Annotated in this window: 9 protein-coding genes; 1 reads left to right on the top strand and 8 read right to left on the bottom strand. The window is 74.9% G+C overall.

Features of this window, described 5'->3' with window-relative positions; all coding sequences use genetic code 11:
* Positions 1 to 81: 81 nt before the first annotated feature.
* The 3 genes from BKI49_RS13025 to BKI49_RS13015 form a co-directional block, all read right to left on the bottom strand.
* Positions 82 to 2,904: an FtsX-like permease family protein gene (locus tag BKI49_RS13025; RefSeq protein ID WP_095934401.1), complete on the bottom strand. Its 2,823-nt coding sequence runs from the start codon at positions 2,902 to 2,904 to the stop codon at positions 82 to 84.
* A 1-nt stretch (position 2,905) separates the two neighbouring features.
* Complete coding sequence (locus tag BKI49_RS13020; protein WP_095934400.1) at positions 2,906 to 6,187, bottom strand: FtsX-like permease family protein; 3,282 nt, start codon at positions 6,185 to 6,187, stop codon at positions 2,906 to 2,908.
* A 245-nt stretch (positions 6,188 to 6,432) separates the two neighbouring features.
* Positions 6,433 to 6,837 carry a globin gene (locus BKI49_RS13015; protein WP_095934399.1) on the bottom strand — a complete coding sequence of 135 codons (405 nt, stop codon included), beginning with the start codon at positions 6,835 to 6,837 and terminating at the stop codon, positions 6,433 to 6,435.
* A gap of 153 nt (positions 6,838 to 6,990) precedes the next feature.
* Between BKI49_RS13015 and BKI49_RS13010 the strand changes: the two genes are divergently transcribed.
* Complete coding sequence (locus tag BKI49_RS13010) at positions 6,991 to 7,971, top strand: methyltransferase domain-containing protein (protein ID WP_095934398.1); 981 nt, start codon at positions 6,991 to 6,993, stop codon at positions 7,969 to 7,971.
* Positions 7,972 to 7,998: 27 nt separating this feature from the next.
* Here BKI49_RS13010 and BKI49_RS13005 read toward each other — a convergent pair whose 3' ends face one another.
* The 5 genes from BKI49_RS13005 to BKI49_RS12985 form a co-directional block, all read right to left on the bottom strand.
* On the bottom strand, positions 7,999 to 9,288 hold the full coding sequence (locus tag BKI49_RS13005) for an FHA domain-containing protein (RefSeq protein WP_095934397.1): 1,290 nt from the start codon (positions 9,286 to 9,288) through the stop codon (positions 7,999 to 8,001).
* A gap of 72 nt (positions 9,289 to 9,360) precedes the next feature.
* The gene (locus BKI49_RS13000; RefSeq protein ID WP_095934396.1) at positions 9,361 to 10,707 is read right to left on the bottom strand and encodes a vWA domain-containing protein; all 1,347 of its coding nucleotides are present in this window, start codon (positions 10,705 to 10,707) and stop codon (positions 9,361 to 9,363) included.
* 189 nt (positions 10,708 to 10,896) lie between these two features.
* Positions 10,897 to 12,552: a PP2C family protein-serine/threonine phosphatase gene (locus tag BKI49_RS12995; RefSeq protein ID WP_257004756.1), complete on the bottom strand. Its 1,656-nt coding sequence runs from the start codon at positions 12,550 to 12,552 to the stop codon at positions 10,897 to 10,899.
* A gap of 3 nt (positions 12,553 to 12,555) precedes the next feature.
* Entirely contained in the window at positions 12,556 to 15,105 is a 2,550-nt protein-coding gene (locus tag BKI49_RS12990) for a serine/threonine-protein kinase (RefSeq protein WP_095934394.1), read from the bottom strand.
* Positions 15,102 to 16,442, bottom strand: a complete 1,341-nt coding sequence (locus BKI49_RS12985) for a coiled-coil domain-containing protein (protein ID WP_095934393.1) — start codon at positions 16,440 to 16,442, stop codon at positions 15,102 to 15,104. Before BKI49_RS12985 ends, BKI49_RS12990 begins: the two co-directional genes overlap by 4 nt.
* Positions 16,443 to 16,518 lie beyond the last annotated feature (76 nt).

The raw sequence follows: 16,518 nt of genomic DNA, 5'->3' as shown, positions 1-16,518 counted from the left end.
CCTGTCCCGCCCGGCGGGACGCGCGGCACATGACCGGGTGGGCCGAGGCGTGCGCCGGGGTCGTGCCCGGGGTCGAGGGGATCATCGGGAGTCCCCCGCCCTCAGTTCCCGGACCGACCCCCGTCGACCCGACCACCACGCCTGCGCCGCCGCGATGCCCGTCGCCAGGGCCAGGACGGTCAGGGACGGCAGGATCAGCGAGACGGCGTCGGTGCGCAGCCGGGCGCCCCCCGACGAGGAGTCGGGCGTGGCGAGGGCGATCGCCGTCAGGTCGATGCCGGGGGACAGCAGACGGATCGCCGCCCAGCCGGTGAGCGCGCCGCCCGCCGCGGCCAGCAGAGCCTGGGGCAGGGCCTCCAGCACGAGCAGACGGCGGCCCTGGGCGCGGGTGAGCCCCATGGTGCGCAGGCGGGCGAGGAGCGCGGTCCGTTCGGGCGCGGCGCGCACGAGGGCCAGCAGCAGCGCCAGCACGGCGTACCCGGCGCCCGCGGCGACCGCGGCCGTGTAGATCCGCTCCGCACCGGTCTGCAACGGTGAGTCCACGTACCCGTCCCGCACCTCGGCCCGCAGCCGCACCTCCACACCGGAGCCCGCCGCGTCGCGCAGGGCGCCCCCGTCGAGGTGGCCGCCGGTCACGAGCAGCGCGGTCGGCCGGGCGGGGCGGGAGGGCAGACCCGCGCGGTCCACCACCAGGAAGTCGAGATCGGAGACGGCCGGGGTCAGGTCCCGTACGGCGGTGATCCGCACGGTCACCTGGCTGCCGTCCTCCAGCCGTACCGCGAACGGTCGCGTGCCGTACCGGCCGGCGACGGCGGGCGAGGCGAGCGCGGGCAGCACCCGTTTCCCCGCGCTCGCGGTGGTCCCCGAGGAGCCGCTCGCGGCCGGGACGGCCAACTCCGTGCCGGAGAAGCCCCCGAGGCCGACGCGCCGGGCCAGCCGCCCGTACGCCCCCGGCTCCACGCCCACCAGAGCCACCACTTCCTGCTCGGTTCCGGAGCCGTCGCCCACCTGGGCCTCGTAGGCGATGCTCACGGGTGTGACCTCGCGGACGCCGGACGCCTGCCGGACCTGCCCCGGCAGGGCGGCCGGGAGCGTGTGGGTGGCCTCGATACGGGCGTCCGCGCCGGTGACCAGGAGCGCCGCACGGTCGCGGGCCTCATGGACGCCCGCGAGGACCGAGCCGCCGAACGCGGCGGTGGTCAGGGCGGTGAGCAGGGCGAGGAGAGGCAGCACGGTGGAGGTGGAGGTGCGTCCCGCGCGGGCCAGCGAGAGGTGGGCGACGGCACCCCGCAGCCGCCCGGCGGGCCGGGCCAGCCGGCGCAGCGGCAGCGGGTAGAGCCGGACCAGGACCAGCGCCGCGATGACGCCCACCAGAACCGGCGCCAGCGCGACCAGCTGATCGCCGGACGCGCCGCGGCGCCGCAGCGCGACGACGGCACCCGACGCCAGCACCAGCAGCGTGAGTTCCGCGACCGTGCGACGGCGTGAGGGACGTACGGACGCCAGGTCCTCGCGGCCCCCGTGGATGCGTACGGCGCGGTGGGCGAACGCCGCCCGGACGGGCAGGGTGGCGCAGGCCAGGACGGTGACCGCGACGGCGGCGGCGACCGCGTGGGCGAGGCGGCCCTCGGGCACGGCGAGCAGGGCCACCGCGAGGCCGAGTGCGCCCGCGGGTACCGCGACGACGGCCGTCTCGGCCAGCAGCCGTCCCGCGACGCCGCGCAGGGAGCCGCCGCGGGCGCGCAGCAGGGCCAGTTCGGCGCGGCGCCGGTCGACGGCGAGGCCGCCCGCCATCAGCAGCACGACGGCCGCGACCGTGCCGGCGCCGAAGGCGGCCACGGCCACCAGCGGGCCGATGCCGGACCGCAGCCGGACGAACGACGTCAGGACGTCGTCCAGGTCCGTGGTCGCGTCCGCCAGCGGGTCGACCTTCTCGCGCACTCGTCCGAGTCCCGGCCCCGACTCCAGCGCGGCGATCGCGGAGGACAGCCGGTCCACCTCGTGCGCGGTCAGCGACGTGGTGTCGGGCGCCAGCTGCCAGTAGCGTTCGGGCTTCCCCGCCGTGCCGAGCAGGGCGGGCGCGGCGTCCGGCGGCAGCAGCAGCCCGCCCAGCCAGTACCTGTCCGGCGGGCCGCCCTGGGTAGGAATCTGGATCAAGGAGGGCTTGCGCAGCACGGGCATCGCCGACCAGTACGAGCCGTCGGGCTCGCGCGGCTCGACGATCCCGGTGACCCGTACGGCCAGCGGCTCGCGCTCCACGCCGGGCAGGTGGATCACCGAACCCACCTTGATCTTGAGCGTTCGGGCCGTGGCGGTGGTGACGGCCGCCTCCACCTCGGGCGTCGCCGCGGTCACGGCGCCCCGCACGCGCGGAAGGCGTCCTTCGCGCAGCCGGGCATGGCCGGCGAGATCGTTCTGCGCGGTCAGCGACATACGGGCGGGCAGTCCGGTCGGCCGGGGCAGCCAGGGGTCCAGCGCGGCGCCGGGGTTGGAGGTGCGCACCCCGTACGAGGACTGCGCGCGGTCGGGCACGAGGGGCCGCTCGACGGAGGCGAGCACCTTTCCGTACGCCGTGCGCAGGGCGGCACCGCGCACGGCCTGTTCCCGCTCCTTCTGCGGGAGTTCGACGCCGGGCTGCGGGGCGTACAGCTGGACCGTGGTCCGCCGGGCGGTGGCGTCGTCGAGCAGCCGGCGCAGCCCCGCGTCCTCGTAGCGGTCGACCGCCCGCGGGAACGCGGCGGCCAGGCACGCGGTCAGCGCGACGAGCAGGGCCAGCGCGACCGCCACGCCGGGTGCGGCGCGCAGCCGGGTGCGGACCCACGGGGCCACCACCGCCGCGACGCCGGTGCTCGCGGCGCCGCCCGTGTCGCCCGCGCCGTTCGTCTCGTCCGTGGGACCGGTCATGTCACTCACCCCCCTGCCGTCGCAGTGAAGTCGCCGGGTCAGGGCGGTGCAGCGAAAGGAAAGCCGTGATCGCCAGCGGGGTCACCGCCACGGCGGCCAGCAGCACCGCCACGTGCGGGAGCGGGAGTTGGACCAGGACCTCGGGGGTCGGCCGGGTCGCCTGGGACGTCAGCACGATCAGCGGCACCACGGCCCGTGCCAGCACCGCGCCCAGGGCCACGCCCACCACCAGCGCCAGGGTCACCAGGACGCCCTGCTCGACGGCGATCAGCCGGGCCAGCTGGCGGCGCGGCGCGCCCAGCGCCCGCAGCACCGCGAACTCGGCTCCGCGCTCCCGCAGCGACCCGGCGGTGCTCACCGCGAACCCGACCGCCGCGAGAGCGGCGGCCACCGCGGCCGCCGCGGCGAACGCGGCCTCGGGGCCCGCCCCGAACGGGTCGTCGCGCAACCGGTCCGCGATCTCGTCGCGGACGACGACCTGCGACGGCTCGATGCCGGGCCGCTCCCGCAGCTCCGCCGCGACCCGTGCCGAGTCGCCGGGCGAGGTCCGCATCCACCACTCACTGGGCGGGACACTCTGCCCGTAGCGCGCTTGGAGCACCCGGTTCACCGACCGGAGATCGATGATCAGCGCACCGCCGTTCTCCGAGGCCCGGATCGTCGCCCCGGCCGCCGTGCCGTCCGGCGGGGTGTCCGTCGTCGGCAGCGCGTGGACGCTGTCCACGATCCGCACCGGCACCGTACGGCCGCCGAACGGCACGTCCACGCGGTCTCCGGTCCGGGCGCCCGACGAGGTCAGGAAGCGGTCCGTCGCGACCGCCGTGATCTCCGGCGCCTTCGGCTGCACCACCTGCATACGGATGGTCACCGAGGTGATCTGCCAGGCGAGTTGGAGCGGGAGGTAGCCGGTGCCGTAGCGGACGGACAGCGACTGCTTCGAGGCCTTGTCCACGCGCGGGGGAGTGGGGCGGGTGGCTTCGTCGGGGGACGCCGCGGTGCTGGTGGTCCCCGACGCCGTCTTCCAGTCGGTGGGCAGCGGCAGCGCGTGCTCCTCGCCGTCGGCGCCGGTCGCGTTCAACGCCTCGACCCGGAAGCGGTGTTGCTGCGCGGTGTCGGTGGGCTGGGTCATGTCCAGCTGGAGTCCGGTGAGCAGCAGGGACGCGGTGCTCCGCGGGAGGTCGAGGGTGAGGGGGTGCGCCCGCCCGTCGGAGGGGAGCCGGCCGATCCGCAGCGAGTGGGGCGTTCCGTAGCGGTCCTCCAGGGTGACCGACACGTCCGCGGCCGTCGTGCCGCCCGTGCTGCTCAGACGTACGGTCATGCCGAGCCGTTCGCTGCCCTTGGGGACCGGCGTCCCCCTGGAAGCCCCCTTCGGCCCGAGTCCCGCGAGCAGCGGGCGCACCGGCCGGTCGGCCAGGTCCCGCCGCAGCAGCACACCGTCCGCCGCGTGCGCCGTGTCGAGGGCGAGCACCGTCGCGGTACGGCTGCCCGACAGTGGCAGCGTGGTGCGGACGGCGGGGGCGGCCTGTTGTACGCGGGGCAGGGCCGCGTACGCCTCGGCCTGGCCGAGCGCGTCCTCGTCGCCCGCGAGGACACGGACCGAGGTACCGGCCCGGAAGTCCGCCTGGTCGTCCTGCGAGCGGTTCCAGGACGCGCCCTGGCCGATGGCGAGCATGCCCATGGCGACGGCGAGCACGAGCAGCAGGACCGGTCCGGCGCCGCGCATCGGGCGGCGGCTGAGCTGCCAGCCCGCGAGCGCCGTGGGCAGTCCCCGGCCGCTCGCGGCCCGGTGTTCCGCGAGCCGCGCCACCGGCGGCAGCAGCCGCAACGTGAGGACGGTCCCGGCGAGCAGCGCGAGGGCGGGGGCGGAGACCAGCAGGGGGTCGACGCCGAGGGTGCCCGAGGTGTCGCCGCTGACGGCGCCGGACGTCTGCCGGTCCAGCTGCCAGTACGCGACGCCCGCGATGGCCAGCAGCCCGACGTCCGCGCCCGCCCGCACCGGCGCGGGCAGCGTGCGCGCCCGGCCCCTGTCACTGTCGCCCGCCGTCAGTGCCGGCACGATCACCGCGAGCGCGCAGCCCAGTGCCACGCCCGCCGCGACCAGCCACACCGCGCCGAGCCCCTGCGAGGTGTCGAGGCGCAGCCCGATCCGCGCCAGCGCGCCCTGCCCGGCGAGCAGCCGGGTCAGCGGTCCGGCGAGGAGCGGGGCGCAGAGCGCGGCGGGCAGCGCGAGGAGCAGTGCCTCCAGCGCGGCGAGCGTTCCGACGCGGGCGCGCGAGGCGCCACGCGCCCGCAACACCTCGGTCTCGCCGACGCGTTCGGCGCTCAGCAGCCGGGCGACGAGCAGCAGCGCGTATCCGGCGAGCAGGGCCAGCTGCGACGCGACGATCAGGAGTGTCGAACGCGAGACGAGCAGCGAGCGCTCGACGCTGTCCAGGACCTCGGGCAGCGAGGTCGACACGGCCGTCGCCCCGGTCAGGGCCGGGTCCTTGCGCAGCTTCCGCTGGCCCTCGCGGGCGGCCTCGCGCAGTGCGCCGATCCCGCCGGGCGTCAGCGTGGAGAAGTCGGCGGACGTCAGCCACGCGGTCTCACCGGCGCTCACCCGGCTCCCGGACAGGATCGCGGGATCGGTGAGCAGCGGTCCGTACGTCGTGAAGTCGACCTTGTTGATCCCCCGGCCGCGCAGCGCGTCCAACTGCCAGTACGGGGCGGTGGGGCGGACGGGCTTGTAGAGGCCAGTGATGCGGACGTGGACCTTGGGGCCGCCGAGCCGGTCGACGAGGGTGAGGCGGGCGCCGGGCTTCAGGCCGAGGCGGTCGGCGGCGGCGGAGGGCAGGGCGACGTCGACGACCGGGCCGGCCGGGGGACCGGGCAGCCGCCCGTCGGTGACCCGCACCTGGCTGTGGTCGAGGGCGGCGAAGTGCGTGAGGTCCGGGTCCCCGGCGCGGGCGGCGGGGGGCTGGAGGGAACGGGGCAGGGCGTACGGGCCCGAGCGCGTCAGGGTCCGCCGGGTGACCGGCAGACCGGAGAAGGTCTTCCGGGCCCCCTCACGCACGGCGCTGTCGGCGGCTCCGCGCTCCTTCGCCGGGACGTCGGCCCGGACGATCAGGGCGGTGCTCACGGCGTTCCCCGGGTCCTTGAGCGCGTGGCGCAGGGACGCGTCGCCGATCGAGCCGGAGTAGGCGGTGAGGGTCGCCAGCACCGCCGTCGTCAGCAGGACGGTGAGCAGCGCGGCGGCGAGCAGCAGGCGGTGCGCCCTCGCCCGCAGTAGTACGAACCCCGTCACCCGGACCCCCGCCCGCCCCCGTCACCCCGTCGGTCCCTCTGTCGTCGTCCCGGGACCTTCGGGCGATGCTGGCAGAGGGACAGGGGCGCGGGTAAGCGCTTGTAGGCAGGCCTTGACCGGATTGTGACCGGAATTCGGCGTCCGGCGACCGGAATGCGCGCGTCAGCCTCCGTGCGGGGCCGGAACCGGTCCGTCCGGAGCCGCCGCCGGGTCCGCCGCCGAGCGACGGACCGGCGGCGGGGGGATCAGCCCGCGGTGTTCACCATCGAAGCCGCCGCGTACGTCAGGTAGTTCCACAGCGTGGTCTCGTGCTCCTCGGAGAGGCCGAGTTCCTCGACGGCGACCCGCATGTGCTTGAGCCAGGCGTCGTGCGCCGCCTGGTCCACGGTGAAGGGGGCGTGGCGCATCCGCAGCCGGGGGTGGCCGCGGTTCTCGCTGTACGTGGTCGGGCCGCCCCAGTACTGCATCAGGAACAGCGTGAGCCGCTCCTCCGCCGGGCCCAGGTCCTCCTCGGGATACATGGGCTTCAGCAGCGGGTCCTCGGCGACACCCTGGTAGAACCGGTGCACCAGGCGCCGGAAGGTCTCCTCGCCGCCGACCTGCTCGTAGAAGGTCTGCTCCTGAAGCGTGCCGCGCCGAATCTCTTTCACGCGTCCATGGTCTCAGACGGGGTGACCGAGGACTCGAGGCTTAGGTCCTGACCGACAATTCCCGCCTGCCCGGCGACGCCGTGCACGCACGACTCCTCGCCGTCGGCCGGTCCGTCGCTCGCCCGGCGGCCCGTCCGGCAGCACAGTGGAGACATGGGCACGCACGCACTCGACCACGAACTCGACGACCTCGCCGCGCAGGCGCGGGCCGCGATGGTGCGCGAGATCGAGGCGAGCGGCGCCTGGGAGGCCGATCCCGTCTGGCGGGAGGCGTTCGAGGCGGTCCCGCGCCATCTCTTCGTGCCGTACTACTACATCGGCGTCCTCGGGGGCTTCGAGCGCGTGTGGGGCGAGGACCCGGACCCGCGCAGCCGGGAACGCTGGGTGCGCGGTGCGTACGCCGACGCCCCGCTGGCCACCCGCGTGCGCGACGGCGTACTGGTCTCCTCCAGCAGCCAGCCCTCCCTGATGGCGGCCATGCTCACCGAACTGGAGGTACGGGACGGGAACGCCGTGCTGGAGATCGGTGCCGGGACCGGCTACAACGCGGCCCTGCTCGCCCACCGGCTCGGCGACGACCGGGTGACCACGATCGACCTGGACGCCGAGATCACCGAATCCGCGCGCCGGCATCTCGCGGCCGCCGGCCATCACCCGCTCGTCGTCACCGGCGACGGAGCCCGTGGCGTCCCTGAGCGCGCCCCCTTCGACCGGATCATCGCGACCTGCACGCTGTCCACGATCCCGCACCCCTGGCTGGCCCAGTGCACCCCGGGCGCCCGCATCCTCGCGCCGCTGGCCACCGGTCTGATCGCCCTGCGGGTACGGGACGCCGGGCACGCCGAGGGGCGCTTCCTGCACACACCCGCCTACTTCGTGCCCCTGCGCGGCGCGACCCGGCCCGAACGCGCGCCGGAGCACGTCGAAGGGCTGCCTGCCCGGGCCCGGAACGAGGAGCTGCTCCGCTTCCTGCTGGCCCTGACCGTGGGCGGTCTCGACCCGCGGGAGGCCTACGCGCTCTGGGAGCGCGAGGGCCATCCGGTGCGGGAGCGGTACGGGATCACGGTCAGCGGGGAGCGCGCCCGGGCCTGGCTGGACGACCCCGAGGGGCCGCACACCTGGCCGCTGCCGTGAATCCCGTACGGGCTCGTGGGGCGGTGCTCAGCCCCGGCGGATCGTGATCGTCGTCCAGGCGCCGACGTGCACCCGGTCGCCGTCCTGGAGAGGTACCGGTACGAACGGCTGGATGGGCTCCTCCCCGCCGTTGACCGTGGTGCCGTTCGTCGAGTTCTGGTCGACGACCGCCCAGCCCCCGTCCGGCTGCTGGACCAGGACGGCGTGCTGGTGCGAGACGCCCGGGTCCTCCGGGGGCACCGACAGGTCGACGTCCGGGGTGTCGCCGGTGGAGTGCCGGCGACGGCCGATCGTGAGCTGGTTGCCGGTGAGCGGACGCTGCTGCTCCGGCGAGTACGCGGGCAGGTTCAGCCCCGCGGCCTCGGGGCCCGAGCGCTGCATCATCGCCATGAAGTACTCGCGGTCGGGACCGATCGTCACGCTCCACGCCAGCGGCTGCTGCTGGTAGCCGGGGCCGGGCGGGGCCTGGGTCACGCCGGGCTGCGGGTAGCCGTAGCCGCCCTGGCCCGCGCCGGGACCGTTCGGACCGCCGGGACCGGCAGGGCCGCCGGGCGCGCCCGCCGAGGGCGGGGAGATCACCCAGTCGTCGTCACCGCCGAAGGCCGGGCCGCCGGGCTGCGGGACGCCGGGCTGCGGCGGGCCGCCCTGGGTGAAGGGCGAGGCGGGCTGCTGGGTGTACGCCTGCGGGACGCCGGGGCCGCCGGGCGTCGGGCCCGGAGGCGGCGGCACGGGCCGCGAGGGGTCGCCGCCGAAGCCCGAGGGGCCGTCCGCACCCCACGGAGAGGAGGGCGGGCCGGGCGGGATCGGCTCGGCGGGCCGGTTCATCTGCGAGGGCCGCGAACTCTGGTACTCGAACGGGTCGTGACCGGGACCGGCACCGGGACCGCCCGGCTGGCCGGGGCCCTGCTGCGGGAACCGCGGCGGGGGGTTGCCACCGGGTCCGCCCATGCCACCAGGACCACCCGGGCCGCCGGGTCCGCCCATGCCGCCGGCCGGCGGACGCGGCGCCGCCGGCGTGTACGACGTGGCGGTGTTGGTCAGGAAGTTCCACCGGCACTCCTCGCAGAACGGCGCGGCGCCCTCACGGGGCGTGCGGCACTGCGGGCAGAGCTCCGGCTCGGGGTCCGGCACGGCGGACAGGTGCGGGCGCCCGCCGGCGCCGGGCGGCGGCGGGGGCGAACCGGGCGGCGGATAGCCGTACCCGGCGCCGGGCGGCGGCGGGGGAGGTGGCGGGGGCACGGCTCCGGCCATGCGGTGACCGCAGACCTCGCACCAGTCGTCGGAACCCGACTGATGTCCGTTCGGGCAGGTCGGCATGTCGGCGCTTCCCCCTTTCCTTTCCGGCCCTCGGGGCCGGGTTTCTCCGGCTCCCCTCGGGAACCGGGCTCGCTACTTCTTTACACGAACAGTCTTTGTGGACCGTGTCTCGAGAGTCATCTCGTCGGCCTCTTCGACCTTTGCCTTCAATCGCACAGTACCTGCCGCGGCGTCGACCACGTCCACCACCTTCGCAAGCAGTTTCGCAGTATCGGCGTTGCCGGAGGCGCTGGCGAGCTGAACGGCACGTCCCAGCTTGGCCGTTGCGCCGTCCACATCGCCCGCTTTGCGGGCATCCAGGCCTTGTTGGATGACTTGAGCCAGTTCGGCCTGTCCTGTGTAGTGCGCCACCTGCGGGTTGATCGACGTCGAGGCGGCCATGTCGTCCGTCCACACCGCCCGGACGAGACCCTGCGCGCCGAGGTTCTGCACGCTCCCGTCGCCCTGCGGGATGACCAACGACACACGGGCCGCCAGCATCTCCTGGCCGATCCCGGCCGCCGGGACCTCCACGCACACGTGGTAGTCGCGCGACTCGTCGCCCCAGGAGCCCGTCGGATAGTCCCCGGCACGCGGCCCGGCCTCGCTCCGGCGCTCCGTCAGTTCCTCGACCGTGGGCGCCACTTGCTTGACGAACTTGATCTGCGTCCCGACCGGCGTCCACAGGCGCAGCGCGACGTCCGCGACCTCCTTGCCCATGGCCGTCTCCATCATCTGCGTGAAGTCGGCGGACAGGGCGGCGGGGTCGGCCACGATGTCGGCGGTGCCGAGGAGCGCGGAGGCGATCCCGGTGACCTCCTTGACCTCCCAGTCGGTGCCCACTCCACGCGCGTCACACGTGAACCGTCCGGCGCAGGAGTCCAGCGCGGCCTTCAGGTCCTCGGGCGACTCGTGTTCGTTGCGGCCGTCGGTGAGCAGGATGCCGTGCCGGATGGAGACCTCCGCGGAGGACAGCAGCCGGTCGGCCAGGCGCAGCCAGGTGCCGATGGCCGTGCCGCCGCCCGCGCTCAGCCGGCGCAGGGCCTGCTTCGCCTGGTCGCGGGTGGCCGCGTCGGCGACGGCGAGCCGTCCGCCGCCGGGATAGACCTCCTTGGCGACGTGCGTGCCGCCGATCACCGCGAAGTGCACGCCGTCGCGCAGCGTGTCGATCGCGGCGGCCGTCGCGTCGCGGGCGTTGCGCATCTTGGTCGGCGGGTAGTCCATCGACCCCGAACAGTCGACCATGATCGCCACGGCCGCGTCCGGTCCCTGTCCGGGCGAGTAGAGGTGCGGTGCCGCCACGGCGCTTCCGATGGTGCCGCCGCCGGTCGCGCTCACGGTGACGATCGCGTTGACCTCACGACCGCTCTCGGGCAGGTACTCGTTCTGGTACACGTCCACCGAGAACTGCGGCACGTTCGACTTCGAGAAATTGGCCATGCCTTCTCTGTCCCCCTCGGGCCTCCGGTGCTGGCGGAGGTCATGACTGTATGCGGACCGGTCCCCTCCGGTCCGAGGCCGTCGCCCTGTGCGCGGTCCGCGGTGCCGGGACCCGCGGTGCCACCACCCGCGGACCTGCGGTCCGCGGGCCGGTGGTTCCGTGGCCCGGCTGATCCGGGTTTCGCGGCCTCAGGCCGATCCTGCCCCCTGTGGTGGGGCGGGGAACGGCAGGACGGCCACTGTTACGTTGTCGTGGCCCCCGCCGTCCAGGGCGTGACCGACCAGCACCTGTGCGCTGTGCAGCGGCCGTTCGGCGGCGTCGAGGGGTACGACCTCGGCCATGTCCTCGGCCGCCTCCGCGTAGTTCCACAGACCGTCGGTGCACACCACCACTACACCCGGCCGGTCCGGCTTGAAGGAAGCGGTGTGCGGCTCCAGTTCGTAGGCGTCCGCGCCGAGCCAGCCCGTGATGGCGTGGGCGCGCTCGTCGGCGTACGCCTCCGCCTCGTTCATCAGGCCCGCCGCGACCATCTGGGCGGCCCACGAGTCGTCCTCGGTGAGCCGGGCCGGCGGCGAGGAACGGTCGACGGGCACCCAGTAGGCGCGGCTGTCGCCGACCCAGCCGACGACCAGCAGGGCGGTCGTGACGACCGCGCCGACGAGGGTGCACGCGGGCGCGTTGACGTGGGGCGCGTGCTCGCCCTGGGCGGTGGACGGGTCGGCCAGCGCGTTGACGGAGTCCGCGGCGGCGACGATCGCGTCGTGCATCGCCTGCTGCGGATGCGTGCCCCGCGGCAGGGCCGCCAGGAGCGCCTCGTTCGCCGCGTTCGACGCGGCGAACGAGGCCTCGTCCGGACGGGTCGCCGAGGAGACGCCGTCGCACACGATGGCGAGGACCGCGGGCGACCCGTCGGGCAGCGCGGTGGACGAGATCGCGAACGCGTCCTCGTTGCGGTGGTGGCGCAGACCGCGGTCGCTGACCGCCGCGACCGCGCCGAGTTCCTGCTCCATGTGGTCGCGCTCCCGGGGCTGCGCGTGGCCGCAGTTCTCGCAGTAGCCGTCGTCGTCGACGCGGCCCGAACGGCAGGCGACGCACAGCTTGGTACCCGCGGACGGGCTCGCCAGATCGGCGGTGCGGGGATCCGCGGGGGCGCCGGCCGCGGGGGCCTCGGCGGCCGGGGGAGCCAGGGGGTACTCGTCCGGCTCGGAGGGCCGGTCGAAGCGCACCCCGGACGGTTCCGCGCCGGGCGGCTGCCCGCCGGACGGACGGCCGGCCGGAGACGGCGCGCCCGCCGCCGTGGCGGGCGGCTGGGCGTCGGGGAGTCCGCCGGACACCTGTCCGACGGGTGCCTGCGTGCCGGGGAGTTGTCCGCCCGGCACCTGGCCGCCGGGCGACTGCGCCCCCGGCGCCGGAGCGCCGGTGCCCTGAGGGGTGGGGGACGCCGGAGGAGACTGCGGGGCGGGCGGCCGCCCACCGGAGACCGGGGCGGCCCCGGGCCGCGCCGGACCGGGCTCGTGCGCACCCGCGGACTCCAGGTCCGGGTGCGGGAGCTCGGAGCCGCCCGAATCCGTGCCGCGGATGTCGGCGGCCCGGTGCATCGGCGCTGGCATGTCGGAGCTGTCGACCTCGGGGGCGACGGGCCACTCCACGGACGCGGCGGCGGCCGGAGGCCGCGCCGACGTGCCGTTCATCGTGATCGTCGCGTCGTCCGGGCTGTCCTGCGGCGGTGCGGGCACGGCCGACAGGTCGTAGCCGCACGCACCGCAGAAACGGTCACCCGCCTCCAGCGGCTCCTCGCACACGGGGCACCGCGAAAGGGCCGTCGGCTGGGGCATCTGGGACATCAATCACACCCACGTCCGGGGGCGGTAACGATTCGCACGTTCCACCAGGTCGATCCTCTCCTCGCCGCCCTGCGCGAGCCGGGCCAGCGTGCGGTACGAACGCTCCAGTCCGAAGCGGAGACCGCGCTCGTCCAGCGCGCTGCCGAGCAGCACACGTCCGCCTCCGGGAGCCGGAGCGGAACCCTGGCTACCGGAGAGTACCCAGTCCAGCGCACAGCCAAGGACTTCCGTCGACAACTGCTCGCGTCGGACCGCGTCCAGACCGTACCCGTCGAGCGCCTCGACCTGGCCCGCCGCCGCGGTCAGATCGTCCAGGAACGCCGCTGCCGCCGCCTCCTCGGCCAGCCGCTGGCGCAGCCGTGCGCGGACGGCCGCGACCCGCGCGGCGGTGTAGTGGATGGACGCCTCCGGCACGGACTCCAGGGTGGCCACGGCGGCGCGGCGGTCGCCCGCGGCGAGCTGCACGCGGGCCAGCCCGAACGCCGAACTCACATAGCTGGGATCGGTCGTCCACACCAGCCGGTAGTACTCGGCGGCGTTGTCCAGCTGTCCGAGCACCTCCGCGCACAGGCCGAGCGCCAGCTTGGGCGCGGGCTCGCCGGGGAAGGCGTCGTAGACCGCGTCGAAGGACAGCGCCGCGATCTCGAACTCCCCGGTGGCCAGCGCCGCGACACCGCGGTACCAGACCACCCGCCAGTCGTCGGGATGGTCGGCCTCCAGGGTGTCCAGGGCCTTGCCCGCGCTGGTCAGCTCGCCCATTTCGAGGCGGGCCCGCAGCTCGCGCAGCCTGAGCTCGGGCGATCCGGCCGGCGCCGCCTGGAGCGCGGTGATCAGCTCCGCCGGGGCGGACGCCATGAGACCCGCGAGGAAACCCGCGTTGGGGTCGCCCGGGTCCACCAGCGGGACGGGCAGCGCGAGCGCCGTGCCGCCCGCCTGGACGGGCTTGACGAGCGCGCTCGGCGCAGTCGTCGGGGGCAGCGCCCGAGCCGCGATCGCCCCGTCCGGCCGCGGGGCCGCGCCCTTCTTCCCGCGTACGGGCAGGGCCCGCGCGCCCAGGCGCGACACCTGGCCGTCCAGCTTCCCGAACAACTCGGTGTCCGTGACCTTCACTTCGGGGCCGAACAGCGTCGACAGCGCCGGCCGCGCCCGGCCCGTCTGGAGGGAGACGACCTCGCGCAGGACACCGGTCAGCTGCTCGGACATCTCCTGCGCGGACGCGAACCTGCGGGCCGGGTCGGGATCGGTGGCCCGGACGAGGAGCCGGTAGAACGACTCGTACTGGCGGAAGACCTCGATGTTGTCCGGGTCCGGCAGGGAGTCGACGAAGACGTTCGTGTAGCCCTGGAAGTCGAAGGTGAGCACCGCGAGGGTGCGGGCGACCGTGTAGAGGTCGCTCGCCACCGACGGCCCGAGCTCCGCGACCTCCGGCGCCTGATAGCCGACCGTGCCGTAGATGGCCGACTCGTCGTCGTCCATCCTGCGCACCGCGCCCATGTCGATCAGCTTCAGCTGGTCCTCGGTCTGGATCGCGTTGTCGACCTTGAAGTCGCAGTACAGGAGGTTGCGGCTGTGCAGGTGGCCGAGGGCCTCCAGGGCCTCGATGCCGTACGCGCAGGCCTGCTCCACGGGCAGCGGGTCCCGCTTGCCGTCCGCCGTGCGACGGCCGTTGGCGATCTCCTTCAGCGACTTTCCGCCGACGTACTCCATGACGATGTACCCGTCCAGCGAACCCGTCCGCTGGTCGAGGTGCTCGACGAAGTTGTAGATCCGCACGATGTTGGCGTGCTCGATCTCGGCGAGGAAGCGCCGCTCGGAGATCGCGGCGGCCATCGCGTCCTGGTCGCCGGTGTCGAGCAGGCCCTTGAGGACCACCCAGCGGTCGGAGACGGCGCGGTCGACGGCGAGGTAGACCCAGCCCAGCCCGCCGTGCGCGAGACAGCCCACCACCTCGTACTGGCCGTGCACGATGTCGCCCGTGTGCAGCTTGGGCACGAACGAGTACGGGTGGCCGCACTTGGTGCAGAAGCCCTCGGTGCGTCCCGGCCGTTCGCCGCGGGCGCGACCCACCGGGGCCCCGCAGTCGGAGCGCGAGCAGAACCGCTTGCGCTCGGGGACCTCGGGGTTCTCCTGGACCATCGCGCGCGGGTCGGGCCGCGGCACGTCCGGCACCTCGACGAGACCCGCCCCGAGCCGGCCGCGCCCGGAGGCACCGGCGGTCGAACCGGAGCTGCGGACCGACACCGAACGGCCCGTCGTCCGGCCCGACAGCGAGCGCGACAGGCGTCCGGAGACCGAGCGGCGCGACTGCGAGGAACGTGACGAACTGCGCGAGCTCGCCCGTGAACTGCTGCTGGATCCCCGGCCGGAGCCGCGCGAGCCCTTCCCGCCCGCGGTGATCCCGGTCGGGGGCGAGCCCACCATGCCGGTCGCCGACACCACCGGCGCCAGGCCGCACGTGTCGCAGTACAGCTCTCCGCCGCCCACGTCCTCGTACGAACCCGAGCAACCGGGCCGCTGGCACTTCTGCTGCCCACCCGGAGCCTGCTGACTCACGATTCCCCCCTCCGGTCCGCCCCGTCGATCCGGTCGACGGGCCCACCGCCCTGCTCAGGCACGCGCGGACTCAACAGGTCGGCCGCGGCGCGCTGGTAGCGCAGCACCGCCTCCCCGGCGACCCGCAGATCGCAGGGCGCGCTCCACAGCATGCGGCGCGCCGCGTCGTACCGCTCGACGAGGAACGGGTCCTCGGCGAGGCCGTGTCGTGCCACCTTCGCCTTGTACGCGTCGAGGCGGCCGCGCAGCTCCGCGCGGACCGCCAGCGGCGCGGTGACCGCGGTCAACGACTCGCGGGCACGCAGGAGTTCGTCCTCGGCGCGCTCCTCCAGCGATTCGAGCAGCGGGGAGAGCCGGTGCCACTGCGCGTGTCTGCGGTACTCCGCTGCCGTCGCCAGCTGCTCCTGGAGCGCGGTCGGCGGACCGCTGACCACCGGGACCTCGGACGCGGCGATCTTCGCGAGGACCTCACCGCGGGCGCTGCGCGCCTCGGCGAGCGTGCGGTCCGCGCGGCTGAGTATGTCCCGCAGCTTCACGAGCCGTGCCTCCGCGTCCTGGCGGACGGTGAGCACCGCGTCGATCTCCCGGCGCACGTCCTCCAGGGCACGCGCCTCGCGGTCGTACGTCGTCGTGTCCGGACGGCCGCCGCCGGGGGCCGAACTGCCCTGCGCCGGGGTCCAGAAGGCCAGCGGGTCGGACACCACCCGCTCGCGCAGCGCGGTGAGCGTGCGGGTGATCCGCTCCAGGTCGTCGCCCGCCGGGTGCTCGCCCGGGCGTACGCCGACGGAGTGCGCGAGCTGACGGGTGCGCTGGAGCTCCGCGGCCAGTAAATCGATGCGGGCGGGCAGCGCGGACCAGACGGCGTCCGCGGCGACGACCATGTCGAGGGAGGACGCGTACAGCTCGTTCATCCGCTCCACGAGGGCGGCCAGCGAGAACTGTTCGCTGAGCTTGCCGGCGGAGAGCGTCGGGGCGTTCGCCGTGGCGGTCGCGCTGCCCGCGACGGTGACGCTCTCGCCGCGCAGCAGTTCGGTGAGTTCGACCAGGTCGTCACGGCTGGACCAGCGTCTGCGGGAGCGGATGTCGCGCGCGGAGCGCAGCGCGTCCGTGTACGCGTCGAAGTAGGCCCACAGCAGGGTGATCGACGCGTCCGCGGCCGTCCAGCGCTCCTTGGTGGTGCCGGTGAGCTCGGCGCCCTCCAGGAGCCTGCGGCCCGCGTGGTCCTGCAGGGCGAGGAGCGAGGTCTCGATGGCCTCGTGCTCCGCGCCGAGCCGCGCCAGCGCACGGTCCACCTCGTCCCGGTCCATCACCGGCCCGGGGGGTCCCGTGACGCCCATCGATCACCTCTCGCTCTCCGTCGTCCCCGTGCGCCCGCCGTTGCCGGTGGTCCGCGCCGGGTAACTCTCCAGTCGT

This window comes from Streptomyces sp. Tue6028, assembly GCF_002300165.1.
Taxonomy (GTDB): Bacteria; Actinomycetota; Actinomycetes; order Streptomycetales; family Streptomycetaceae; genus Streptomyces; species Streptomyces siamensis.
The sequence above is the reverse complement of the archived record's forward strand: the minus strand, read 5'-3'. Positions and strand labels throughout refer to the sequence as shown.